This is a genomic window from Pseudoxanthomonas sp. LH2527 (assembly GCF_022539275.1).
Classification (GTDB): Bacteria; Pseudomonadota; Gammaproteobacteria; order Xanthomonadales; family Xanthomonadaceae; genus Pseudoxanthomonas_A.
The window spans coordinates 76951-100592 of the sequence record NZ_JAKZBW010000007.1 but is presented as its reverse complement, the minus strand read 5'-3'; the positions used below and the strand labels follow the sequence as shown (position 1 = coordinate 100592).

The 23642-nt window shown below is 69.4% G+C and carries 18 protein-coding genes; 11 read left to right on the top strand and 7 right to left on the bottom strand.

What is annotated here, in order from left to right:
• Positions 1 to 10: 10 nt before the first annotated feature.
• Positions 11 to 748, bottom strand: coding sequence for a glutamine amidotransferase (locus MMG85_RS05995; protein ID WP_345778840.1), 738 nt, complete (start codon positions 746 to 748; stop codon positions 11 to 13).
• An 84-nt stretch (positions 749 to 832) separates the two neighbouring features.
• On the opposite strand from MMG85_RS05995, the gene glyQ reads away from it, so the two are divergent.
• From glyQ to MMG85_RS05960, 7 genes are all read left to right on the top strand, one after another.
• A complete protein-coding gene (gene glyQ, locus MMG85_RS05990; protein ID WP_241045204.1) occupies positions 833 to 1765 on the top strand; it encodes a glycine--tRNA ligase subunit alpha in 933 nt (310 codons plus the stop codon).
• Between the two features lie 145 nt (positions 1766 to 1910).
• The gene (gene glyS / locus MMG85_RS05985) at positions 1911 to 4007 is read left to right on the top strand and encodes a glycine--tRNA ligase subunit beta (protein WP_241045203.1); all 2097 of its coding nucleotides are present in this window, start codon (positions 1911 to 1913) and stop codon (positions 4005 to 4007) included.
• Positions 4008 to 4660: 653 nt separating this feature from the next.
• Positions 4661 to 6445, top strand: coding sequence for an autotransporter assembly complex family protein (locus tag MMG85_RS05980; RefSeq protein WP_241045202.1), 1785 nt, complete (start codon positions 4661 to 4663; stop codon positions 6443 to 6445).
• Entirely contained in the window at positions 6442 to 10278 is a 3837-nt protein-coding gene (locus MMG85_RS05975) for a translocation/assembly module TamB domain-containing protein (RefSeq protein ID WP_241045201.1), read from the top strand. The genes MMG85_RS05980 and MMG85_RS05975 overlap by 4 nt, the downstream gene beginning before the upstream one ends.
• 2 nt (positions 10279 to 10280) lie before the next feature.
• Entirely contained in the window at positions 10281 to 11327 is a 1047-nt protein-coding gene (locus MMG85_RS05970) for a winged helix DNA-binding domain-containing protein (RefSeq protein WP_241045200.1), read from the top strand.
• 76 nt (positions 11328 to 11403) lie between these two features.
• Positions 11404 to 13545, top strand: coding sequence for a S46 family peptidase (locus MMG85_RS05965; RefSeq protein WP_241045199.1), 2142 nt, complete (start codon positions 11404 to 11406; stop codon positions 13543 to 13545).
• Positions 13542 to 13712, top strand: a complete 171-nt coding sequence (locus MMG85_RS05960) for an oxidoreductase-like domain-containing protein (protein WP_241045198.1) — start codon at positions 13542 to 13544, stop codon at positions 13710 to 13712. The genes MMG85_RS05965 and MMG85_RS05960 overlap by 4 nt, the downstream gene beginning before the upstream one ends.
• A gap of 127 nt (positions 13713 to 13839) precedes the next feature.
• Here MMG85_RS05960 and mnmG read toward each other — a convergent pair whose 3' ends face one another.
• Positions 13840 to 15729 carry a tRNA uridine-5-carboxymethylaminomethyl(34) synthesis enzyme MnmG gene (gene mnmG / locus MMG85_RS05955; protein ID WP_241045197.1) on the bottom strand — a complete coding sequence of 630 codons (1890 nt, stop codon included), beginning with the start codon at positions 15727 to 15729 and terminating at the stop codon, positions 13840 to 13842.
• Between the two features lie 444 nt (positions 15730 to 16173).
• The gene (locus MMG85_RS05950) at positions 16174 to 16824 is read right to left on the bottom strand and encodes a hypothetical protein (RefSeq protein ID WP_241045196.1); all 651 of its coding nucleotides are present in this window, start codon (positions 16822 to 16824) and stop codon (positions 16174 to 16176) included.
• 127 nt (positions 16825 to 16951) lie between these two features.
• On the opposite strand from MMG85_RS05950, the gene MMG85_RS05945 reads away from it, so the two are divergent.
• The 4 genes from MMG85_RS05945 (at position 16952) to MMG85_RS05930 (ending at position 19437) form a co-directional block, all read left to right on the top strand.
• A complete protein-coding gene (locus MMG85_RS05945) occupies positions 16952 to 17914 on the top strand; it encodes a pyridoxal-phosphate dependent enzyme (RefSeq protein WP_241045195.1) in 963 nt (320 codons plus the stop codon).
• On the top strand, positions 17911 to 18519 hold the full coding sequence (locus tag MMG85_RS05940) for a YdcF family protein (protein ID WP_241045194.1): 609 nt from the start codon (positions 17911 to 17913) through the stop codon (positions 18517 to 18519). The genes MMG85_RS05945 and MMG85_RS05940 overlap by 4 nt, the downstream gene beginning before the upstream one ends.
• Before the next feature lie 47 nt (positions 18520 to 18566).
• Positions 18567 to 19004, top strand: coding sequence for a ketosteroid isomerase-related protein (locus MMG85_RS05935; RefSeq protein WP_241045193.1), 438 nt, complete (start codon positions 18567 to 18569; stop codon positions 19002 to 19004).
• A 133-nt stretch (positions 19005 to 19137) separates the two neighbouring features.
• Positions 19138 to 19437 (top strand): hypothetical protein, encoded by a 300-nt coding sequence (locus MMG85_RS05930; protein ID WP_241045192.1) that lies wholly within the window; start codon positions 19138 to 19140, stop codon positions 19435 to 19437.
• A gap of 48 nt (positions 19438 to 19485) precedes the next feature.
• On the opposite strand, the gene bioC is transcribed toward MMG85_RS05930, so the two are convergent.
• The 4 genes from bioC to bioB all read right to left on the bottom strand — a co-directional run bounded on the left by bioC (position 19486) and on the right by bioB (position 23602).
• Positions 19486 to 20385 carry a malonyl-ACP O-methyltransferase BioC gene (gene bioC / locus MMG85_RS05925; RefSeq protein ID WP_241045191.1) on the bottom strand — a complete coding sequence of 300 codons (900 nt, stop codon included), beginning with the start codon at positions 20383 to 20385 and terminating at the stop codon, positions 19486 to 19488.
• Entirely contained in the window at positions 20382 to 21158 is a 777-nt protein-coding gene (gene bioH / locus MMG85_RS05920) for a pimeloyl-ACP methyl ester esterase BioH (RefSeq protein WP_241045190.1), read from the bottom strand. The genes bioC and bioH overlap by 4 nt, the downstream gene beginning before the upstream one ends.
• Positions 21159 to 21208: 50 nt before the next feature.
• Positions 21209 to 22408, bottom strand: coding sequence for an 8-amino-7-oxononanoate synthase (gene bioF, locus MMG85_RS05915; protein ID WP_241045189.1), 1200 nt, complete (start codon positions 22406 to 22408; stop codon positions 21209 to 21211).
• A gap of 117 nt (positions 22409 to 22525) precedes the next feature.
• Positions 22526 to 23602: a biotin synthase BioB gene (gene bioB / locus MMG85_RS05910; protein WP_241045188.1), complete on the bottom strand. Its 1077-nt coding sequence runs from the start codon at positions 23600 to 23602 to the stop codon at positions 22526 to 22528.
• Positions 23603 to 23642: the final 40 nt, after the last annotated feature.

Here is a 23642-nt window from a genome sequence, read left to right as displayed (position 1 = left end):
ACGGAGAGACTCAGCGCGCGTGCAGGCCACGCGCATGGCGGACGAACCGCCGCAACAGTTTGCGGGCTTGCGGCGCCGCCGTCACGCCGCGCGCGATGGTGCCGGGGCAACGGCCCTCGCTGCGCAGGTGGTCGGCACGCGCGTGCACGTAGCCGCGCATGTGGTGGGTGGCGAATTCGGGGTGGAACTGCACGCCCCAGGCACGGTCGCGCCAGCGGAACGCATGGCAGTCGTCCTGCTCGGAGCGGGCCAGCACGGTGGCGCCTTCCGGCGGCCGCGCCACGGTCTGCACGTGGGTCGCGTGCGCGGTGAATTTCAGCGGCAGCGCGGCGAACAGCGGATCGTCCTGCGCCTGCGGATGCAGGTCGATGTGGACGGTGCCGGATTCGCGCCCGGCCGGGTTGTAGGCCACCTCACCGCCCAGCGCATGCGCCAGCAGCTGGTGGCCGTAGCAGATGCCGAGCAGCGGCAGGCCTCCGTGGGCGGCGTCGCGCAGCCAGTCGGCGCTGCGCTCGCTCCAGTCGGCGCGGTCGGTGACCATCGCGGCCGAGCCGCTGACGATGACGCCGGCAAAGCCTTCGCGCGACGGCAGCGCATCGCCGCGCTCCACGTTCGCCACCACCGTCTCGTCGGCGTCCAGTCCGGCGGCCACGCGGATCCAGTGCGGGAAGCCGCCATAACGCCGCATCGAGCGCACCGGCTGGCCGGTTTCGACGATGAGGAACGGGGCTTTCACGGAGGTATCCACGACGGCGGCGAACGGGCGAAAAGGGCGGAAGGACAAGGGCTTGCCCGTATACTAGCCCGCTTTTCCGCAGTGCACGATAACGCGATGACCGGACAAACCATTTCACCGGTAACCAGCTTCCAGGGCCTCAGCTTCCAGGCCCTGATCCAGACCCTGAACGAGTACTGGGCCGATCAGGGCTGCGTGCTGATCCAGCCGCTGGATCTGGAAGTGGGCGCCGGCACGTTCCACCCGGCCACCTTCCTGCGCGCACTGGGACCGGAGCCGTGGAATGCCGCCTACGTGCAGCCCAGCCGCCGCCCCACCGACGGCCGCTACGGCGAGAACCCCAACCGCCTGCAGCGTTACTACCAGTACCAGGTGGTGATGAAGCCCAACCCGGACAACATCCAGGAGCTGTACCTGGGGTCGTTGAAGGCGCTGGGCATCGACCCGCGCGTGCACGACCTGCGCTTCGTCGAGGACAACTGGGAATCGCCGACCCTCGGCGCCTGGGGCCTAGGCTGGGAAGTGTGGTTGAACGGCATGGAAGTCACCCAGTTCACCTACTTCCAGCAGGCCGGCGGACTGGAATGCCGCCCGGTGCTGGGCGAGATCACCTACGGGCTGGAACGCCTGTGCATGTACCTGCAGAACGTCGACAACGTGTACGACCTGGTGTGGACGGTCGGCCCGCAGGGCGTTGTGAAGTACGGCGACGTATACCACCAGAACGAGGTGGAGCAGAGCACGTACAACTTCGAGCATGCCGACGTGGAGGAACTGTTCCACCGCTTCGACGCCTGCGAGAAGGAAGCGCTGAAGCTGGTCGAGGTCGGCCTGCCGCTGCCCGCGTACGAGCAGGTCTGCAAGGCCAGCCACAGCTTCAACCTGCTGGACGCACGCCGCGCGATTTCCGTCACCGAGCGCCAGCGCTACATCCTGCGCGTGCGCAAGCTGGCGCAGGCGGTGGCCGAAGCGTATTACGCGCAGCGGGAGAAGCTGGGGTTTCCTGGCGTGAAGAAAGAATCCGCTTGAAGCCCCTCTCCCACCGGGAGAGGGGTTGGGGAGAGGGTCCGGCGACACCCGGATGGTTGACCGCCACGGACTCCGCCGCACCCTCATCCGCCCTTCGGGCACCTTCTCCCGCAGGGAGAAGGGAACAACTCAAGGTTGCATGCACATGAGCGAACAAACATCCCTGCTGATCGAACTGGGCACCGAAGAGCTGCCGGTCAAGGCGCTGCCGGGCCTGGCGCAGGCCTTCTTCGATGGCGTGATCGCGGCGCTGGAAAAGCGCGGCATCGGTTTCGAGCGCGGCGACGCCAAGCCGCTGTACACGCCGCGCCGCCTGGCGGTGCTGTTGCCGGCGGTGGACGTGGAGCAGCCCGAGCAGAAGTCCGAAGTGCTGGGTCCGTACCTCAACATCGCGCTGGATGCGAACGGTGCGCCGACCAAGGCGCTGGAAGGCTTCGCCGCCAAGGCCGGCATCGACTGGACGCAGCTGGAGCGCACCACCGACGGCAAGGGCGAGCGCTTCGTCCACCGCGCGGTGAAGCCCGGCGCGAGGACGGCCGACCTGCTGGCCGACATCGTGCGCGAGGCGCTGGCCGGCATGCCGATTCCCAAGCCGATGCGCTGGGGCGACCACGACTACGCCTTCGCGCGGCCGGTGCACTGGCTGGTGCTGCTGCTGGGCCAGGACGTGGTGGATGCGCAGCTGCTGTGCGTGACCTCCGACCGCATGAGCCGCGGCCACCGCTTCGAGCACGACAAGCCGGTGTGGATCGGCCAGCCTGACGACTATGTGGATGCGCTGCGCGCTGCCAGGGTGCTGGTCGATGCCGACGCACGCCGCACGCGCATCGTCGAGGAAGTGCAGCAGGCGGCGGCACGGGCCGGCGGCAGCGCGCGCATCACCGACGACAACCTGGAACAGGTGGTCTGCCTGACCGAGTGGCCGTCGGCGGTGCTGTGCAGTTTCGAGTCCGCGTTCCTGGCGGTGCCGCAGGAAGCGCTGATCGAGACGATGGAGATCAACCAGAAATTCTTCCCGGTGCTGAGCGACGGCGGCAAGCTGACCGAGCATTTCATCGGCATCGCCAACATCGAATCGCAGGATGTCGACGAAGTCCGCAAGGGCTACGAGCGCGTGATCCGCCCGCGCTTCTCCGACGCGAAGTTCTTCTTCGACGAGGACCTGAAGCAGGGACTGGTGTCGATGGGCGACGGCCTGAAGACCGTCACCTACCAGGCCAAGCTGGGCAGCGTCGCCGACAAGGTCGCGCGCGTGGCCGCGCTAGCCGAGACGATTGCCGCGCAGGTGGGTGCTGATCCCGTGCAGGCGCGCAAGGCGGCGGAACTGGCGAAGAACGACTTGCAGTCGCGCATGGTCAACGAGTTCCCCGAACTGCAGGGCATCGCCGGCCGCCACTACGCCCTCGCCGCCGGTGAGCCGAAGGAGATCGCGCTGGCCATCGACGAGGCCTACCAGCCCCGCTTCGCCGGCGACGACATCGCACTGTCGCCGCTGGGCAAGGTGCTGGCGATTGCGGAACGGCTGGATACGCTGGCGGGTGGCTTTGCGGCAGGGTTGAAGCCGACCGGCAACAAGGATCCGTTTGCGTTGCGGCGGAATGCGCTGGGGTTGGCGCGGACGGTGATTGAGAGTGGATTCAATATCTCCATCAAGGATCTGATCGCGAAGTCCATCGCATCACTCCCGGAAGCGATACAGCCACACGCGGATCGCAACACGGAAACGATGGGGACGGACCTCTACGACTTCATCCTCGACCGCCTCCGCGGCTACTACGCCGACAAGGGCGTACCCGCCGCGCACTTCACCGCGGTCGCCGAACTGAAGCCGCCCTCGCTGTACGACTTCGATACCCGCCTCGATGCCATCGGCACCTTCGCCACACTGCCGGAGGCCGACGCGCTGGCGGCCGCCAACAAGCGCATCGGCAACATCCTGAAGAAGGCCGACATCCCCATCCCGCACACGATCGACCGCGCGCTGCTGACCGATCCCGCGGAAAGCGCGCTGGCCGAAGCGGTGGAGGCCGTGATCGGCGAGACCGACGAAGCGCTGCACCACCACGACTACGTCACCGTGCTGAACCACCTCGCCCGCCTGCGCCCGCAGGTGGACGCGTTCTTCGACAGCGTGATGGTCAACGCCGATGACCCGGCCGTACGCGCCAACCGCTTGGCCCTGCTCAAGCGCCTGGCCGACCGCTTCCGCGCAGTGGCGGCGATCGAGCATCTGTCGGGCTGATCGCTCTCTCCTTCTCCCCGCATCTGCGGGGAGAAAGTGCCCGGAGAGCCTGCCCCGTACTCGATACGGGGGCGGATGAGGGGCAGAGCGCGGTGCTGCTTCAGGCGCCGACGCATCCCGTCTCCGTTCGCCCCTCACCCGCCTTCGGCACCCTTTCCCCGCTGCGCAGGGAGAGGGGATGTTCCGCGCGGTGGTGGTGATCGAGCATTTGTCGGGCTGACCGTGTTTCCTTCTCCCTGCGTGTGGGGAGAAGGTGCCCGAATGGGCGGATGAGGGGCGTGCGCGGTTCTGCTGCCGGCGTCCACGCATCCCGTCTCCGTTCCCCCCTCACCCGCCTTCGGCACCCTCTCCCCGCTACGCAGGGAGAGGGGATGTTCCGCGTGGTGGTGGTGATCTAGCATTTGTCGGGCTGACGTCCTCGCATTACGCCCCCTCCCCTGCTTGCGGGGGAGGGCTGGGGTGGGGGCAAGCGCGATGCATGTTTCGCTTGGATGGACATCACTCGCGTCATGTTTCTCTCGCCCCCATCCCGACCTTCCCCCGCATGCGGGGGAAGGAGCGCATCACGGCGACCGCATGTTTCCGTGAACGATGCGCTGCGTGATCGCGCCACCCCTTCACCCCCCTTAACCCGCACCGGGTATCCTGCGCGGATGCGTCGATTCCCCCGCCTCGCCACCGCTTTCGTCCTGTTCGCCGCCATGGGCCATGCCTGGGCTGCCGCCATCGTCGACAAGGTGCAGATCGAGGGGCTGGACGACGAATTGATGGTGGAAAACATCAATACCGCGCTGTCGCTGAACGACTCGCTGGGCAAGCGGCTGGGCGAGTCGCGGCTGGAATACTTGCTCGGCGAAGCGGTCGCCGAAACGCGCGAAGCGCTGGAGCCGTTCGGCTATTACTCGCCCACCGTCACCCTCGACGCACCACGCACCGAGGGCGCCCGGGACGAGCGGTTGACCGTCACCGTGCGCGTGCAGCTGGGTGAGCCGGTGCGCGTGCGCACGCGCGACCTGTCCATCGAAGGCGAAGGCGGCGAAGACCGTTACCTGAAGGAAGACCTGGCCGCGTTCGCGCCCAACGTCGGCGAGGTGTTCGACCACACCACGTACGAAGCCAGCAAGCTGGTCATCGTGCGGCGCCTGGCCGACCGCGGCTACTTCGATGCCGACTTCACCCATCGCCGCGTGGAGGTCACGCGCGCAGACCATGCCGCCGACATCGCGCTGGGCTGGGTCAGCGGCATCCGCTACGACATGGGCGCCACCACCTTCCACCAGGACAAGTTCGAGCCGGGCCTGCTGGACAAGCTGGTGTACTGGGAAGAAGGCAGCTACTTCCACCAGGGCAAGTTGGACCGCCTGCGCGAATCGCTGGTGGGGCTGGACTATTTTTCCAGCATCGACATCCAGGCCAATCCCGACAAGGCGGTCGAAGGCCGCGTGCCCGTGGACGTCAACCTGGAACTGGCCAAGCGCGACATCTACACCGCCGGCGTCAGCTACGGCACCGAGAGCGGCCCGGGTATCCGGCTGGGACTGGACCGTCGCTACGTGAATTCGCGCGGGCACAAACTTTCCACGCACCTGGATTACGCGCAGAAGCGCAAGACGCTGCTCACGCAGTACCGCATTCCCGCGTTCAAGTGGCTGGACGGCTGGTACACCGTGGGCGTGCAGGCCAGCGACGAACAGACCGACTACATCGACCTGCGCCACGTCGAGTTCACCGGCAGCCGCAGCGGCCAGGTCAGCGAGGACTGGACCGCGGTGGCGTCGATCCACGCGCTGCGCGAGCGCTGGCGTTATGTCGAGGACGATCCGCTCACCGGCCTGCCCGACACCACCGTGCAGTACGCCACGTTCACCTACCCGTCGCTGCGCGCGGATTACACCAACTCGCCGGTCGGCTCGAACCGGCCCGACCAGTTGGCCGGTTCCATCCTGCTGCGCGGCGGCGTGGACGGTGCGGGGTCGGACGCCAACTTCCTGCAGTTCCACCTGCGCGCGCGCTGGTCGCAGCAGTACAAGACCAACAGCGCGCTGATCGTGCGCGGCGAATATGGCCACACCTTCACCAGCTCGCTGGTGGCGATGCCGCCGTCGCTGCGCTTCTTCGCCGGCGGCGACCGCAGTATCCGCGGCTATTCCTGGCGCGAAGTCGGCCCGCGCCGCGGCGACTACGCGCTGGGCGCCAAGAACGTGGTCACCGGCAGCGTGGAATACGAGTTCTATCCCAAGGGTGGGCCGTACGGCGGCGCGGTGTTCGTCGATACCGGCAGCGCATTCGACGGCAGAACGCCCGACCTGAGCACCGGCGTCGGCATCGGCCTGCGCTGGCGCTCGCCGGTGGGACCGGTGCGGCTGGACCTGGCGCATGGCCTGAACGATCCGGATTCCAGTTTCCAGATCTACCTCAACATCGGGACGGACCTGTGAGGAAGAAGTACCGGCTGCCGGACAACCTGACGCCGGAAGAGCGCGAAGCGCGCATCGCCGAACTGCGCGCGCGTCGCAAGGCGCGCATGCGCACGCTGGCGATCCGCAGCGCGATCGGCACCGGCATCCTCACCGTGCTGCTGTGCATCGGCCTGTACTGGCTGTTGCAGACCGTCGCCGGCCGCGACGTGCTGCTGGCGCAGATCAGGGCGCGGCTGCCGGCGGACGCGTCGCTGGAGTATCGCGACGTCGAAGGCCCGATCGCCGGCCCGCTGACACTGCGCGGCGTGGATTTCCGCTGGGACACGATCCGCTTCACCGCTGACGAGGTGTACCTGGAGCCGGACCTGCGGCCGCTGCTCGGCAAGCGCCTGCGCCTGGACGTGCTGAAACTGCGCGGCGCGATGCTCGACGTGCCGAAGAGCGACGAGCCGTTCGAGCTGCCGCACTGGCCGGAGATGCTGCCGCAGATCGAGATGCCGCTGGCGATCCAGGCCGATGAACTGCACATCGACCGCTTCCTGGTCCGCCAGAGCGGCCAGCCTCTTATCGACATCGCGCGCGCCACCGGCGGCATCGACATCGGCGATGGCTACGTGCATGCCGAGAAGCTGGCCATCGCCAGCGACCGTGGCACGTTCGGCGTGCACGGCGGCTACGCGCCGCGCGATGGCTATGCCACCGACCTCACCGTCACCGGCGTGTTCCCCGCGACGCTGGGGCGTACGCCGGCACGCATCGGACTGGTGGCACGAGGCAACCGCGCACGCATGAACGTGGGCGTGTCCGGCGCCGCGCCGGCCCCCGTGCGCGCCACGCTCACGCTGCGTGGCGAGACCAAGCCGACCTGGAACTTCGCCGCGAAGACGGAAGCCTTGGACCTGTCGCTGCTCGGCGTGATGGACGACAGCACGCCGGTGGCGTTCGACCTGGTGGCCAAGGGTGCCGGCGGTGCGGCCGATCTGCAGGGCACGGTGCAGCAGGGCGACATCGCGGTGGTGATCGAGCCCTCGCATGCCCGCATCGACGGCGAGGTGCTGACGGTGGAACCGCTGGCGATCCGCGCGTTCGACGGCTATGCCTCGCTGCGCGGACGTGCCGACTTCACCGTGCCGGAGAATCCCGAGTTCCGGTTCGCGGTCAACGCGCGCGGCCTGCGCTGGGGCACGGAAGCCGACAGCATGATCGGCGCCGAAGGCGACTTCGGCCTGGCCGGCAAGCTGGAGGCGTGGGCGGCCATCGGCAAGGCCACGCTGACGCGCGGCGACGACAGCGCGCTGCTGGAATTCGATGGCCGCGGCAATGCCGAGCGCGTGCAGCTGGAAACGCTGCGCGCCACCATGCCCACCGGCACGCTCGATGCGACCGGCACGGTCGGCTGGGCGCCGGTGCTGGACTGGGACGTCACCGCCACGCTGGCCGGCTTCGATCCCGGCTATTTCGCCGCGGGCTGGAACGGCAACGTCTCCGGCAACCTCGCCTCGAAGGGGCGGCAGCGCGAGGACGGCCTGTTCCAGGGCACGCTGGAGGTACCGAAACTCAGTGGCCGCCTGCGCGACCGTCCGCTCGACGCGCGCGGCACCTTCGCGCTGGACGGCCACAACGGCGAAGGCGATCTGGCGTTGTCGCTGGGCGGCAGCCGCGTCACCGCCAAGGGCAAGGTGGGTGACACGCTGGCCATCGACGCCGCGTTCCGCCCGCTCAACCTGGCCGACCTGCTGCCCGACGCCAGCGGCACGCTGGCCGGCACCGTCAACCTCACCGGCGCGCGCACTGCGCCGAACATCGACGCCGACCTCGGTGGCGAGAACCTGCGCTGGAACGACTGGAGTGCCGGCGCGCTCAGCCTGCGCGGTCGACTCCCGTGGCGCAGCGGCAGCGGCGACCTCGCGCTGCAGGGCAGCGCCGTGGATGTCGGCACCGTGCTGGACACCGTCAGCCTCAACGCGCGTGGTGCGGTGGAAGACCTGCGCATCGAGGGCGATGCGCGCAATGCGATGGGCGCCGTCGCGCTATCGGGCACCGCGCAGAAGCGCGGCGCCAACTGGCAGGGCACACTCGATGCCTTGCGCATCGCGCCGTCGAAAGGCAACCCGTGGACGCTGCGGCAGCCGGCGCGCTTCGCGCAGAACGGCGCCAACTGGACGCTCTCGGAGAGCTGCCTGGCCTCCGACATCGGCGGCGCGCTGTGCGCCAGCGCCAACTGGCCGCGGCAGGGGCTGGAGGTACGCGGCGAGGCGCTCTCGCTGGCGCTGGTGCAGCCGTGGCTGCCGCCGGCCGATGGCCGTCCGCTGACGCTGCGCGGCGAGTTCACGCTCGACGCGACGCTGCGTCCCGCCGGCACTGCGTGGCAGGGCGAGGTGCACCTGGCCTCGCTCGATGGCGGCCTGAAGATGGGCACCACCGCGCGCGGCGAGATCATCCGCTACGACAACTTCACCCTCGACGTCGACTTCACCCCGCAGCGCATCGAGGGGCGCCTGGGCACCGGCTTCAAGGGCGACGGTTATGTCGATGCGACCTTCAATACCGGCTGGGACGCGTTCGCTCCGCTGAAGGGCGACCTCTACTTCAACAATTCGCGCCTGTTCTGGATGGAGCTGTTATCGCCGGATCTGGTGCGCCCGCGCGGCACGCTGGCCGGCCACATCGGCGTCGCCGGCACGCGCGGGCGCCCGCTGCTCAGCGGCGAGGCGACGCTCACCGAATTCACCGGCGAACTGCCCGCGCTCGGCGTGTCGCTGGTCGAAGGCGGCGCCGAGCTGGTCGCCCTGTCCGACGGCAGCGCGCGCATCGACGGCAGCATGAAGACGGTCTCGTCCACCGGCGGCACCGGAACCGGCGGCGTGCTCAACGTGGCCGGCACGCTGGGCTGGAACAACGACACCACCCCGCTCCAGTTCCAGGTGCGCGGTGAGAACGTGCTGGTGGCCGACACCACCGACCTGCGCGCGGTCGCATCGCCGAACCTGCAGGTCGGTTTCGCCGACAACACCATCCAGGTGCGCGGCGAAGTCGGCATTCCCTCCGCCACCATCGACGTGGAGAAGCTGGACGACGGCGTATCGGCCTCGGAGGATGTGGTGGTCCTCGACCCGGTCGACCCCGAGCGTGCGCCGAGTTCACGGCTGGACCTGGACCTGGCCCTGAAGGTCGGCGACCAGGTCGAACTGAAGGGCTACGGCCTGGAAGGCACGCTGGCCGGCACGATGCACGTGCGCTCGCAGCCGGGCCGCGAAATGCTGGCGACCGGCCGCCTGGACGTCGACGGCCGCTACGAGGCCTACGGCCAGAAGCTGCGCATCACCCGCGGCGAACTGACCTGGAGCAACAACGCCGTCTCCGATCCGCGCATCAACATCCGCGCGGAACGCGAAGTGGTCAGCGCCAGCGTCACCGCCGGCATCGACGTCACCGGCCGCGCCAGCCAGCCGCGTGCGCGGGTCTGGTCGAATCCGGCGATGGCCGAATCCGAAGCACTCGCCTACCTCGTGCTGGGACGCTCGCTCAACACGGCCAGCAGCGACGAAAGCCAGCGCATCAATGCGGCCTCGTCAGCGCTCGGCGCCGGCGCCGGTCTGCTCGCATCGCAACTCGGCGCGAAGATCGGCCTGGACGACGCCGGCGTGCTGGAATCGCGCACGCTGGGCGGCTCGGTGTTCGGCGTGGGCAAGTACCTGTCGCCGAAGCTGTACGTCAGCTACGGCGTCTCGATGGTCGGCTCCGGCTCGGCGGTGACGTTGAAGTACCTGCTGCGCAAGGGCTTCGACGTGGAAATCGAATCCAGCACCACCGAAACGCGCGGCTCGGTCAACTGGCGCAAGGAGAAGTAAGCGTGCTGCCGTCACTGACGGCGCGACGCCTGCAGGCACAGCGGATCACCACGCCTGTCGCCGCCTCGCCCGCCGATGCCGTGCGGCACATGGCGGCGATGCAGGCGCAGGACTACCACGCGGCGTTGTGGGCCGTGGGCCTGCGCACGGCGGATGCGACGCTGACCCAGGTCGAGGACGCGATCGTGCGTGGCGAGATCGTGCGTACCTGGCCGATGCGCGGCACGCTGCACCTGCTGGCGCGCGAGGACGTGCGCTGGATGGTGGCGCTGCTCGCGCCGCGTGTGCAGGCCGCCAATGCCGCACGCATCGCGCGCGACTTCGGCTTCGATGCGCCCGCACTGGCGCAGGGCCGGCAGGTGATGGAACAGGCGCTCCGCGACGGCGTGCCCGCGACCCGATCCGAGCTGTACGCCCGCATGGACGCGGCCGGCATCGCCAGCGGCGGCCAGCGCGGCCTGCACCTGCTGAACTGGCTGGCGCACGAAAGCGTCCTCTGCCAGGGACCCCGCCACGGCAAGCAGCCCACGTTCGTGCTGATGGATGCGTGGGTGCCGCCCAGCGCACCGCTCGGCCGCGACGAAGCGCTGCACCGGCTGGCGCTGCGCTATCTGCAAGGCCACGGGCCGGCGACCGTCGCCGATCTGGCATGGTGGTCCGGACTGACGCAGAAGGATGCATTGCATGCGTTGACCCTGGCCGCACCGGAGCTGGGACACGAGACCCGCGACGGCACGACATGGTGGTGGCGGGCCGATGCACCGGCCACGTCGCGCTCGCGCACCTTCCACCTGCTGCCGGCATTCGACGAATACCTGATCGGCTACCGCGACCGCACGCCGGTGCTGGACGCGGCGCATACCCGGCGCGTGTTCGGCGTCAACGGACTCGTCGCCGCCACGGCGATCGTCCGGGGCCGCGTGGCGGCGACCTGGAAGCGCGAGGCCGGCGGCGGCGTGGCGCTCGACCCCTTGCGCACACTGGACGACGCGGAGCATGCCGGCATCCAGCGCGCGGCGCAGCGCTGGCAACGCTTCCTCCGCGGCTGACGACACGACACGGACCGTCATTGCCGCACCGGCACAGGCCCGATATCGTTTCCGTCTTCCTTGCAGGATCCCGACCATGCGCCATCGCCGCTCGACGACCGCCCTCGCCCTGGGCATCGCCCTGTCCCTGCCCGCCCACGCCGACGAAGGCATGTGGATGCCGTCGCAATTGCCCGCGCTGTCGAAGACGTTGCGCGAGGCCGGCTTCAAGGGCGATCCGCAGACACTGGCTGACGTCACCGCCGCGCCCTTGAGCGCCGTGGTGCGCGCCGGTGGCGGTACCGGTGCGTTCGTCTCGCCGGATGGATTGATCCTGACCAACCACCACGTCGCCTACGGCGTGATCCAGTACAACAGCAAGCCCGGGCACAACCTCATCGACGACGGTTTCATCGCCGCCGACCGCGCAGGCGAACTGCCGGCGAACCCGGATTTCCGCGTGCTGGTCACCGTCGGCTACGACAAGGTCACCGACACCGTGTTGAAGGAGACGGCCGGCAAGACCGGGCGCGACTACTTCGACGCGGTGGACCGCGCCAGCAAGGCCATCGTCGCCGAATGCGAAGCCGGCGGCGGCGTGCGCTGCAGCGTTGCCAACATGTACTACGGCACCGACTTCTACCGCATCACCCAGCTGGAACTGCGCGACATCCGCCTGGCCTACGCGCCGCCGCGCGCGATCGGCAACTACGGCGACGAGATCGACAACTTCATGTGGCCGCGCCACACCGGCGACTTCACCCTGCTGCGCGCGTATGTCGGCCAGGACGGCAAGCCGGCCGCCTACAGCCCCGACAACGTGCCGTACACGGCGCCCGCGCACCTGGCACTCGCCAAGGACGGGCCGAAAGCCGGCGACTACGCCATGCTCGCCGGCTATCCGGGCGTCACCTTCCGCCACCGTACCGCCGCCGAGTTCGACGGGCAGGTCAATTGGACGCTGCCCACGCGCGTGACGGTGTTCGACGAGCTGATCGCCGTGGTCGAAGCCGCCGGCGCGAAGGATGCCGAGGCGAAGACCCGCTACGCCGCGCAGCTGCAGTCGCTGAAGAACAACCGCAAGCGCGCCGCCGGCGAACTGGAAGGCCTGCGCCGCAGCGACGCGGTGCGGGTGCGTGCCGAAGACGAGCGCGACATGCTGGCCACCGACGCGGCGGCGAAGGAACGCGCCGACATCGACGCGCTCGCCGCCTCGATCGCCAGCGGCACGGCGGTACGCGAGCGCGAGCTGCTGCTGTCCTTGTTCGGTGCGCAGTCGCAGCTGATGCGCGCGGCGATCACGCTGGAACGACTGCGCCTGGAATCGGCCAAGCCGGATGCGGAGCGCGAGAGCGGCTATCAGGCGCGCGACCACGCACTGATCGAAGGCGTGCTGAAGCAGGTGCAGCGCCGCTACGCGCCGGAGGTGGAGAAAGCCCTGCTGACCTCGCTGCTGGTCCGCTACCAGCAGCTGCCGGACGCGCAGCGCCTGCCCGGGTTCGACGCTGCGTTCGGCCGCACGCCCGCGGCACTGAAGCAGGCGCTCGACGCCCTGTACGCCGGCACCAGGCTGGGCGACGAAGCCGAAAGGCTGTCGCGCTTCGCCGCCGCACGCGAGGGCAAGCCGCTCGCCGCCGATCCCCTGATCGACCTGGCGGCGACGCTGGTGCCCGAGCAACTGGCGCTGGAGCGGGAACGCAAGACCCGCGAAGGCGAACAGCTGCGCCTGCGTCCCGCCTACATGCGCGCCTTGTTCGCCTGGCGCACGCAGCAGGGACGCGCCCTGTATCCCGATGCCAACGGCACGCTGCGCGTCAGCTTCGGCAAGGTCGACGGGTTCTCGCCGCGCGACGGCGTGCGCTACACGCCGGTGACGACGGTGGCCGGCATCGTCGAGAAGAACACCGGCACGGTGCCGTTCGATGCGCCCACGCCGTTGCTCGACGCCATCGCCCGCGGCGACTTCGCCGGCACCGAAGATCCGGCGCTGAAGACGCAGACCGTCAACTTCCTCACCAACCTCGACACCACCGGCGGCAACTCCGGTTCGCCCGTGCTCAACGCCCGCGGCGAACTGATCGGCCTGAACTTCGACAGCAACTGGGAGTCGGTCAGCGCCAGCTGGATGTTCGACCCGCGCTACAAGCGCGCCGTCCACGTCGACATGCGCTACCTGCGCTGGCTGATGGGCAAGGTGTACCCGGCGCCGCACCTGCTGAAGGAAATGGGCGCACCGTGACGCCCGACGACGACCCGCGCCCGCTCGCACCCGAACCCCCGCTGCCCAGCGACTGCTGCAACAGCGGCTGCCCGATCTGCGTGCACGATCTGTATGCGGAGCAGCTGCAGCATTACCGCGAGCAGTTGGCGGCGTGGGAGGCGCGGCATCCGGAGCGTTCCCTGTAGGAGCGACGTCAGTCGCGACCGCAGACTCCCGGTGACAGCGCACCCTGTGATCGCGGATGCGCTCAGCTCTGTGTATCGGAAGGCGTGCGGTCGCGACTGACGTCGCTCCTACAGCGGCGCCAAACGCTTACGCCACCCGCGTACGCCTTGCACGCTCCAGATGCACCAGCAGCAGCGAGATGGCGGCCGGCGTCATGCCGGGGATGCGCTGGGCCTGGCCGATGGTCTCGGGCTGTACGCGTTCGAGCTTCTGCTGCACTTCGGCGGACAGGCCGCGCACGCTGGCGAAATCGAAACCGGCGGGGATGGGCGTGGATTCGTTGCGTTGCTGGCGTTCGATCTCGTCGCGCTGGCGGTCGAGGTAGCCGGCGTACTTCACGCCGATTTCCACCTGCTCGGCCACCTGCGCATCATCCACGCCAGGGCCGATCGACGGCACGGCGACCAGCTTGGCGTAGTCCAGTTCCGGGCGCTTGATCAGGTCGAGCACGTTGGTCTCGCGACTGACCTGCACGCCGAGCGTATCGGCGACCTCGCGGCCCAGCGCATTCGCCGGCGTGGCCCACAGCGCGCGCAGGCGGCCGGTTTCGCGTGCGATGGCTTCGCGCTTCTCTTCGAAGCGCTGCCAGCGCGCGTCGTCGACCAGGCCCAGCGTGCGGCCGGTTTCAGTCAGGCGCAGGTCGGCATTGTCCTCGCGCAGCTGCAGCCGGTACTCGGCACGGCTGGTGAACATGCGGTACGGCTCCTTGGTGCCGTGCGTGATCAGGTCGTCGACCAGCACGCCCAGGTAGGCCTCGTCGCGACGCGGCGACCAGGCCTCTTTCTGCTGCACGAAGCGCGCCGCGTTGAGGCCGGCGAGCAGGCCTTGCGCAGCCGCCTCTTCGTAGCCGGTGGTGCCGTTGATCTGGCCGGCGAAGAACAGGCCCGCAACCGCCTTGGTCTCCAGCGAGGCCTTCAGCCCGCGCGGATCGAAGAAGTCGTATTCGATGGCATAGCCCGGCCGCGTGATGTGCGCGTGTTCCATGCCGCGGATGCTGCGCACCAGCGCCAGCTGCACGTCGAACGGCAGCGAGGTGGAAATGCCGTTCGGATAGATTTCGACCACGTCGAGGCCTTCCGGTTCGACGAAGATCTGGTGGCTCGCCTTCTCGGCGAAGCGCACCACTTTGTCCTCGATCGACGGGCAGTAGCGCGGGCCGATGCCTTCGATCTGGCCGGAGTACATCGGCGAGCGATGCAGCGCGCCGCGGATGATCTCGTGCGTCTGCTCGCTGGTATGGGTGATCCAGCACGACACCTGGCGCGGATGGTCGGCGACGTGGCCCATGAACGACATCACCGGCAGCGGATCGTCGCCGGGCTGCTCTTCCATCACCGAATAATCGAGCGAGCGGCCGTCGATGCGCGGCGGCGTGCCGGTCTTCAGCCGGTCGACGACGAAGGCGCCCTCGCGCAACCGCTGCGCCAGCGCGGTGGCCGGCGGATCACCGGCGCGCCCGGCGGCGTACTGCGTCTCGCCGACATGGATCTTGCCGGCGAGGAAGGTACCCGCCGTCAGCACGACCGCGGGCGCATGGAAGGTCAGCCCCGTCTGCGTGACCGCGCCACGCACGGTGCCGTTCTCGATGACCAGGTCATCGACCGCCGCCTGGAACAGCGTCAGGTTGGGCTGCGCTTCCACCGCGCGGCGGATCGCACTGCGGTACAGCGCGCGGTCGGCCTGGCAGCGCGTCGCGCGCACGGCCGGGCCCTTCGAGGCGTTGAGCGTGCGCCACTGGATGCCGGCGCGGTCGGCCGCCCACGCCATCACGCCGCCCAGCGCGTCGATCTCCTTGACCAGATGGCCCTTGCCGATGCCGCCGATGGCCGGGTTGCAGCTCATCGCGCCCACCGTCTCCACGTTGTGCGTCAGCAGCAGCGTGCGCGCGCCGGCCCGCGCCGACGCCAACGCGGCCTCGGTGCCAGCATGGCCGCCGCCGATGATGATGACGTCGTAGTGGTGGAAGCTCGGGCTCATGGGACGGGTTCGGTGGCGGAGGCCGGAAGGCGTGGGATCGGGGGTGGCATCCGCACACGGCGGCGGGGAAGTTGGCACGCTTCCTGCTGTATCCCCCTGCACCCGTCGTGGCAAGCGACCAGGGGCGCCGGGCTGGTAATTGGAACAGGGGCCAGCCATGCGCACGCCGGGGATGCCGAGGGGCCGGTAGTCGGGGGACTGCCGGCCCCTTTTTTATGCGCGCAGGATACCAGAGCAAGAAAAAAGCCCGGCAAAGCCGGGCTTTTTGTTAGGCGCCGACGCCCGATGGGGCCGGAACAGGGGGGATCCAGATTTCCCCACCGGACGTCGACATTGAACCTTTAATTGCCGCTTACGTCAGAAAGCGACGCTACCGGTCAACTCAGGCTCGAAATCGTGTCAACGGCAGGGGAAAGGCGACGGACGGCGGTCAGCAGGCCCGGATCACCGTTCCAGCTGGCGGGTGCCGCCGTCATCGCGCGGGGCCGGGCGGGAGGGCGGCGCAGGCCGCTCCATCCGCGGCGGCGGGGCGCGACGTTCAGCGCGCGGCGGCGGGGCGGCCCGCTCCATGCTGCGCGGCCGTTCGGCCGAACGCGGCATCGAGGGGGAAGGCATCACGCGCGGGGGTCGATACCCGCCTTCGCTCACACGGGGCTGGCTCGGCGACGACGTGACCTGGCCGGGGCGGCCCGGGATCATCGGCTGCGCCCCACCCTCGCGCCAGCGACCGGTCGGGTCGCGCCACGGCGGTGGACGATTGCCTCCCCCGCTGGTCGGCGGAGGACGCGGCGGCGGATTGTGGTCGTCCGGACGCGGCGGGCGCGGAGGACGGGGCGGGTAATACGGATAGTGCGAGCCGTAATACCCGTAGTAGGGATAGCTGTAGTAGCTGCTGTAGCGGTAAGGGCCACCGTAACCGTAACCGCCATAGACGCCAACGCCACCGTAGTAGCCGCCGTAAGGATCGGAATACTGGGTGCTCGGCCGTCCGTGGTAGTAGCCGCCCGGCGCGGTATCGCCGACATAGTCATAGGTCGCGCAGCCCCCCAAGGTGAGGCTGGCGAAGGCGATGGTGAAAAGAGATGAGCGCTTCATGGCGGAACCCCCGTTACTCTGCCCAGGCAGCATCGGCCTGGGGCATTGAATCCGTGCTTAACCCTGCCGGCCTGGCCGGCGGCCACAAGCGGAGGTTCATCGCAGGACGATGCGCTAACCTTTCCCCATGCCGATGCTCCTGCCCACTTTCGACGACGTCCTCGCCGCCGCCGCCCGTATCGCCCCGCACGCTCATGCCACGCCCGTCCTGCGCTCCCGTGCCCTCGACGCGCTGGCCGGCTGCCAGCTCCACTTCAAGGCGGAGCCGCTGCAGCGGACCGGCGCGTTCAAGTTCCGCGGCGCCTGCAACGCGGTGTGGGCGCTGGATGAAGCCATCGCCGCCCGCGGCGTGGTGACCCATTCCTCGGGCAACCATGGCGCGGCCCTGGCGCTGGCCGCTCAGACGCGCGGCATCGCCTGCCACGTGGTCGTGCCGGAGGGCGCGAATGCGGCCAAGCTTGCCAATATCGCCCGTTACGGCGCCCACCTGCATACCTGTGCCGCCACCATCGACGCCCGCGAGGCCGCCGCGGCCCGCGTGCAGGCCGACACCGGCGCCACCCTGATCCATCCGTACACCCATCCGCATGTGATTGCCGGCCAGGGCACGGCGGCGCTCGAACTGCTGAACGCGCAGGGGCCCCTCGACACCGTCGTCGCCCCGGTCGGCGGCGGCGGCCTGCTGTCGGGCACCGCGATCGCCGCGGCGGCTACCGCGCCGGGCTGCCGCGTCGTCGGTGCCGAGCCGGAGGGCGCTGCCGACACCGCCAACTCCCTGGCGGCAGGCGAGCGTCGTATCGACTTCGTGCCCGACACCGTCTGCGACGGCCTGCGCGGCACGCTGGGCGAACCGAACTTCGCCCTGCTGCGTGCGCATGGGGTGGAGGTGGTCACCGTTTCCGACGCCGACACGCTGGCTGCCATGCGCCTGCTGTGGCAATGCCTGAAGCTGCTGGTGGAACCGTCCTCGGCAATCGCGCTGGCGGCGATCCTGCAGCAGCCGGAACGCTTCGCCGGGCAACAGGTCGGCGTGCTGCTCTCCGGTGGCAATGTCGACCTGGCGGCGTTGCCGTGGGAGCGCGGCGCATGAGCGCGCGGCGACGGAAGTCGGGGCGTGGCCTGGTCGGCTGGGCTTGGCGCCTGCTGCTGCTCGCACTGGTCTGGCTGGTGGGCGTGGCGGCCTACATCATCTGGGTGGGACAGCGCGACGACGCCGCGCCGGCCGACGCCATCATCGTGTTGGGTGCCGCCGCCTACGACGCCAAGCCGTCGCCGGTGTTCGAGGAGCGCATCCGCCACGGCATCGACCTGTACAAGCGCGGGCTGGCGCCGACGCTGATCTTCACCGGCGGCTACGGCGGCGTGGGCGCGCGCTTCTCCGAATCGCAGGTGGCGCGTCGCTACGCGCTGCGCCAGGGCGTGCCGGAGAAGGCGATCCTGATCGAATCGCTGTCGCGCAACACCCACGACAACCTGCGGCAGGCGCGCACGCTGATGCAGCAGCACCAGTTGCACTCGGTCATCATCGTCAGCGACCCGCTGCACATGGCGCGCGCGCTGCGGATCAGCCGCGACCTCGGCATCCGCTCGGTCGGCTCGCCCACGCCCACCAGCCGCTTCCGCAGTTTCGCCACACGCTGGCGTTTCCTGCTGCAGGAAGTCTATTTCTTCCACCGCGATCGACTTCCGCGTTGAGGGTGCGGCGTATCATCCGCCTGCCACCCACCCCACGGGATTCCACCATGAAGATCGACGGCACGCGCCGGCAGGACCGCGCCACCGAACTCGTCCTCAGCTACTACGCGGCCTTCAACCGCGGGGACTGGGAAGGCATGCTGGCCATGTTGACCGACGACGTGGTGCACGACCTGAACCAGGGCGCGCGCGAAACCGGACGCGAGGCCTTCGCGGCCTTCCTCGGCCGCATGAACGCCAGCTACCGCGAACAGCTCCGCGACATCGTCGTCATGGTCACCCAGGACGGCCAGCACGCGGCTGCCGAGTACATCGTGCAGGGCGAATACCACCACACCGACGAAGGCCTGCCGCCGGCGAACGGGCAGACCTACGTGCTGCCGGGCGGCGCCTTCTTCGACATCCGCGACGATCGCATCGCGCGCGTCACCAACTACTACAACCTGCAGGAGTGGTTGCGGCAGGTGCGCCGCGATAGCGCTTGAGCCGACGCGCAGGTGCAGTGAGCCGTGGCGAGTGCGGTGGTCATCCGGCGTCGACGAAAGGTAAGCGGTAATGTCGTCAATATCAGACTCAATCATTGCCGAGTACCCCACGGAGGGATACGTGGAGGCACTTATGAGCGTCGGCGGTGGCCCAAGCCTTCGCGTGTGTGTCGCCATCTATGATCAAGGTCGCACAGCTGCAATAGCGGCGGCTGAGGAAATCTTGCCAGCTCTGCTACAGAACATTCCGGTCGTCGAAGCAATGGCCACCGCGACCACTGGCAGCACCAGCCCGGCGACCATACTCGATGTCTGGATCTACCCTGATGGAACCGCGTCATATACCTGCGGCTTCCTTGAGGGTGAATCAGACGGGGAACTGATGTCCGTGAAAAGAAGCGCGGATGGTCATCTTGAGCCGCCACAGCCATGACAGTTCACTCACTTGGATGCCGCTTCACACGACGGCCTGATCCCGGCGCTATTCGCCTTTCCGCCTGATCGGAATCTTCGCAAGCGGCACCGTCGCGATGTCTTCGCCCTGTCCGCGGATGGGCGCTCCCGGTGGCGGTGCCCAGGCGTGCGCGTAGATGACGTCCCACGTGCTCGGCAGCTTGCCGTCGGCGCGCCGCAACGGCTCGTACGCGGCCGCGGCGGTGGCGAAGCGCGCGCGTCCGGTCAGCGTGTGCCGGCGCCGCTGCAAGGCATTGGTCGCGCCCATCGCGCGCAGTTCGCGCATCAGCGCGGGCAGGTCGTCGTAGGTCAGGGTGAAGCGGTCGCGGTCGAGTACCGGGTCGCGGAAGCCGGCCAGCATCAGCGCATCGCCGAACTGCGCGATCGGCGGGAACGGACTGACATGCGGCGTGTCGTCGGCCTGCGCGAAGGCCTCGCGCAGTTCCAGCAACGTCTCGGGGCCGAAGGTCGAGCACACCAGCAGGCCACCGGGCTTCAGCACGCGGCGGAAGCCGTTGAACGCGGCAGGCAGGTCGTCCACCCATTGCAGGCTCAGGTTGCAGAACAGCACGTCGACGCTGGCTTCCGCCAGTGGCAACGCACGCAGGTCGGCGCAGACGCGCTGGAACGGTTTCCACCAGCCGGCCTGCTTCTTCGCCTCGCGCAGCATCGGCAACGCCAGGTCCAGCGCGATCACCTGCGCCTTCGGCCAGCGCTTGCGCATGGCGGCGGCGGCGTGCGCGGGGCCGCAGCCGACGTCGAGCACCACCTTCGGATCGGCGGCGTCATCGCCCTGCCGCAGGCGGAAGTAGTCCAGCGATTCCAGCAGGCGTTTCTCCACTTCGTGCTGCAACGCCGCCGCCGCGTCGTAGCCCGCCGCCGAACGCGAGAACGCACGCCGGATATGGCGATGGTCGAAGGTGCTCATGCCAGCGCGTCCTGCGGCAGCGATTGCAGGAAGCGATCCAGGTCCATCGCCACGCGATCGGCGTGGCCGAGGAACGGCGCGTGTCCGCCGCCGGCGATCTCGATGAAGGTGGCATGCGGTGCGACGGCCGCCGCGGCGCGCATCGCCTTCGACGGCACCAGCAGGTCGCGGCGTCCGCCCAGCCAGAGGCTCGGCACCGGCAGCGTGGACAGCGTCGCGCGCAGGTCGGTGTGTTCGAGCAGGTGCAGGCCGCGTTGCAAGGCGGCCGGCGCGGGCTCGCCGCGCGCGTACAGGTCGTGCTTCAGCGTGCGCAGCTCGCTGCGGGCGTGTTCGGAGCCCATCGTGTCCAGGGCGAGGAAGCGCTCGAGCGTGCCCGCGTAGTCGTTGCGGAGATCGTCGCCGAACTGCGCGAACACGCGGGCCTCCACGGCATGCGGCCAGTCCGCATCGCGCACGAAGCGCGGCGTGGCGGCGATCATCGCCAGGCCGCGCACCTGCGGCGACGAGGCGGCAGCGTGCAGGGCGAACAGGCCGCCCAGCGACCAGGCCAGCCACGCGGCCGGCGGCGTGCGCGCGAGGATGGCGCCGACGGTGGCTTCCAGCGTCAGCGCGACCTCGCTGTCACGGCTGTGGCCATGCCCGGGCAGGTCGACGAGATGGAGTGTGTAGCGGTCGGACAGTCGCTGTACCAGCGGCGCGAACACGCCGCCATGCAGCGCCCAACCATGCAGCAGCACCAGGGAAGGGCCGCTGCCGAGGGTTTCGATATGCATGCCGCGTATTGTCGCCGATCGCGCGCGGTCCGGAACCGCAGGCGTCGCCCTCAGGCCACGGCGCCGTGCACGCGCTGCACCGCTTCCCACGAGCGCGCCAGCGTCGTCACCAGTCCGTCCACGTCCTGCAGCGAATGCAGGGCCGACAGCGTCACCCGCAGCCGCGCCTTGCCGTCCGGCACGGTCGGTGGGCGGATCGCCGGCACCAGGTAACCGGCGCTGTCCAGCGCAGCGGACAGCGCCAGCGCGGTGGCATCGGTGCCGCACAGCACCGGCTGGATCGGCGAATCGGACGCCATCAGCTGCAGGCCTGCACGCTGGGCGCCGCTGCGGAAGCGGTCCACCAGCGATTGCAGCTTGTCGCGGCGCCACTGGTCGCGGCGCGCATGCTTCACGGCGGTGCGCGTGGCGGTGGCGAGCGCGGGTGGCATGGCGGTGGTGTAGATGTAGGGTCGCGCGGTTTCGGTGAGGTGCTGGATCAGCGTGTCGTCGCCGACCACCACGGCGCCGTAGCCGCCCAGCGCCTTGCCCAGGGTGACCAGCTGCAGCGGCACGTCCGCCACGCCCATGCGCGCTTCGGCCACGCTGCCACGGCCCTCGGGACCGCGCACGCCCACGCCGTGCGCGTCGTCGACGAAGAACAGCGCCTGCTGCATGCGCGCCACCAGGCTGAGCGCGCGCAGCGGGGCGGTGTCGCCGTCCATGCTGAAGACGCCGTCGGTGGCCAGCATCGCCGCGCCCTCCGGCTGCAGCTTCAACTGGCGCAACGCGCCTTCGGGATCGAGGTGCGGGTAGCGGCGCAGCTTCGCACCGGCCAGGCGGGTGGCATCGAGCAGGCTGGCGTGGTTGAGCCGGTCCTGCACGCAGACGTCGCCGTCTTCCAGCAGCGCCTGCTGCACGGCGAGGTTGGCGAGGAAGCCGCTGCCGAACAGCAGGGCGCGCGGGTAGCCCAGCCAGTCGGCGATGTCGCGCTCCAACGCTTCATGCGCCGCGTGGTGGCCGCTGACCAGGTGCGACGCCCCGGCGCCGGCGCCTTCGCGCGCGGCCGCGTCCTGCAGCGCATTGGTCACTTCGAACTGCTGCGCCAGGCCCAGGTAGTCGTTGCTGCTGAACTCGGTCAGCCAGCGACCATTGACCTCGACGCGCACGCCGTCGCGGCGGGTGATGGTGCGGCGCGTCCGCTGCCGGCCCAACGCGATGCGCTGCTGGCGCTGGGCAAGGATGCGGTCGTGCAGGTCGGTGCGGGTCATGTCGACGGGCCTGGCATGGGAGGGCGCCGGGGCGCATGGCGGGCAGCGACGACGACACGCCGGCCCGCGTTTCCGCGCCAGCGTGCTGCGTCCGCTACTGCCCCCTGTTGCCCCGACTTACGCCGCCCGGCCGCAGGACGGCTCGGGACGGGTGATGTCGGCATGCACCGTACCGCTGCCCGGGGCATCGGTTCTGTGATGGTCGTGCACGTTTTCCACCTGCACCGCCATTGGCCGCAGCCCCAGGCGGGAGAACAGCGCCTGGTCGCGCGCCGTATCCGGGTTGCCGGTGGTCAGCAGCTTCTCGCCGTAGAAGATCGAGTTGGCCCCGGCCAGGAAGCACAGCGCCTGCAGTTCGTCGCTCATCGCCTCGCGGCCCGCCGACAGCCGCACCATCGAGGCCGGCATGACGATGCGGGCGACGGCGATGGTGCGGACGAACTCGAACGGGTCCAGCTCGGCGGTGCCGTGCAACGGCGTACCGGCCACCTGCACCAGCCGGTTGATCGGCACCGAATCCGGATGCGCGGGCAGGTTGGCCAGCGCCTGCAGCAGGCCGGCGCGCTGGTCGCGCGACTCGCCCATGCCGACGATGCCGCCGCAGCAGGTCTTCATGCCGGCATCGCGCACGTGCGACAGCGTGTCCAGGCGATCCTGGTACTCGCGCGTGCGGATCACGTCGCCGTAGAACTCCGGCGCGGTGTCCAGGTTGTGGTTGTAGTAGTCCAGCCCGGCGTCCTTCAGCGCCTGCGCCTGCTGGCCGCTGAGCATGCCGAGCGTCGCACAGGTTTCCAGCCCGAGCGCTTTGACGCCGCGGATCATCTCGGCCACCTTGGGGATGTCGCGGTCCTTCGGCGACCGCCATGCCGCCCCCATGCAGAAGCGCGAGGCGCCGGCGGCCTTGGCCTGCGCCGCCCTGGCCAGCACCTCATCGGCATCCATCAGCTTCTGCGCATTCACGCCGGTGTCGTAGCGCTGCGCCTGCGGGCAGTAGGCGCAGTCTTCCGGGCAGCCGCCGGTCTTGACCGACAGCAGGGTCGAGACCTGGACCTCCGCCGGATCGAAATGGGCGCGATGCACCGTCGAGGCCCGATGCAGCAACGCGGGAAACGGCAGGTCGAACAAGGCCAGCAGCTCGTCGCGTCGCCAGTCATGGCGCACGACCGGCGGATCGGTGGAAATGTGTGCGGACATCGTGGCCTCGGCGGAATACAGTCGGGGAAGTCTGGAAACC

Excerpts from the sequence above, each read along its gene's own strand:
- glyQ (WP_241045204.1), top strand. The coding sequence starts at position 833 with ATGACCGGACAAACCATTTCACCGGTAACCAGCTTCCAGGGCCTCAGC.
- glyS (WP_241045203.1), top strand. The coding sequence starts at position 1,911 with ATGAGCGAACAAACATCCCTGCTGATCGAACTGGGCACCGAAGAGCTG.
- MMG85_RS05980 (WP_241045202.1), top strand. The coding sequence starts at position 4,661 with ATGCGTCGATTCCCCCGCCTCGCCACCGCTTTCGTCCTGTTCGCCGCC.
- MMG85_RS05965 (WP_241045199.1), top strand. The coding sequence starts at position 11,404 with ATGCGCCATCGCCGCTCGACGACCGCCCTCGCCCTGGGCATCGCCCTG.
- mnmG (WP_241045197.1), bottom strand. The coding sequence starts at position 15,729 with ATGAGCCCGAGCTTCCACCACTACGACGTCATCATCATCGGCGGCGGC.
- MMG85_RS05950 (WP_241045196.1), bottom strand. The coding sequence starts at position 16,824 with ATGAAGCGCTCATCTCTTTTCACCATCGCCTTCGCCAGCCTCACCTTG.
- MMG85_RS05945 (WP_241045195.1), top strand. The coding sequence starts at position 16,952 with ATGCCGATGCTCCTGCCCACTTTCGACGACGTCCTCGCCGCCGCCGCC.
- MMG85_RS05940 (WP_241045194.1), top strand. The coding sequence starts at position 17,911 with ATGAGCGCGCGGCGACGGAAGTCGGGGCGTGGCCTGGTCGGCTGGGCT.
- MMG85_RS05935 (WP_241045193.1), top strand. The coding sequence starts at position 18,567 with ATGAAGATCGACGGCACGCGCCGGCAGGACCGCGCCACCGAACTCGTC.
- MMG85_RS05930 (WP_241045192.1), top strand. The coding sequence starts at position 19,138 with ATGAGCGTCGGCGGTGGCCCAAGCCTTCGCGTGTGTGTCGCCATCTAT.
- bioC (WP_241045191.1), bottom strand. The coding sequence starts at position 20,385 with ATGAGCACCTTCGACCATCGCCATATCCGGCGTGCGTTCTCGCGTTCG.
- bioH (WP_241045190.1), bottom strand. The coding sequence starts at position 21,158 with ATGCATATCGAAACCCTCGGCAGCGGCCCTTCCCTGGTGCTGCTGCAT.
- bioF (WP_241045189.1), bottom strand. The coding sequence starts at position 22,408 with ATGACCCGCACCGACCTGCACGACCGCATCCTTGCCCAGCGCCAGCAG.
- bioB (WP_241045188.1), bottom strand. The coding sequence starts at position 23,602 with ATGTCCGCACACATTTCCACCGATCCGCCGGTCGTGCGCCATGACTGG.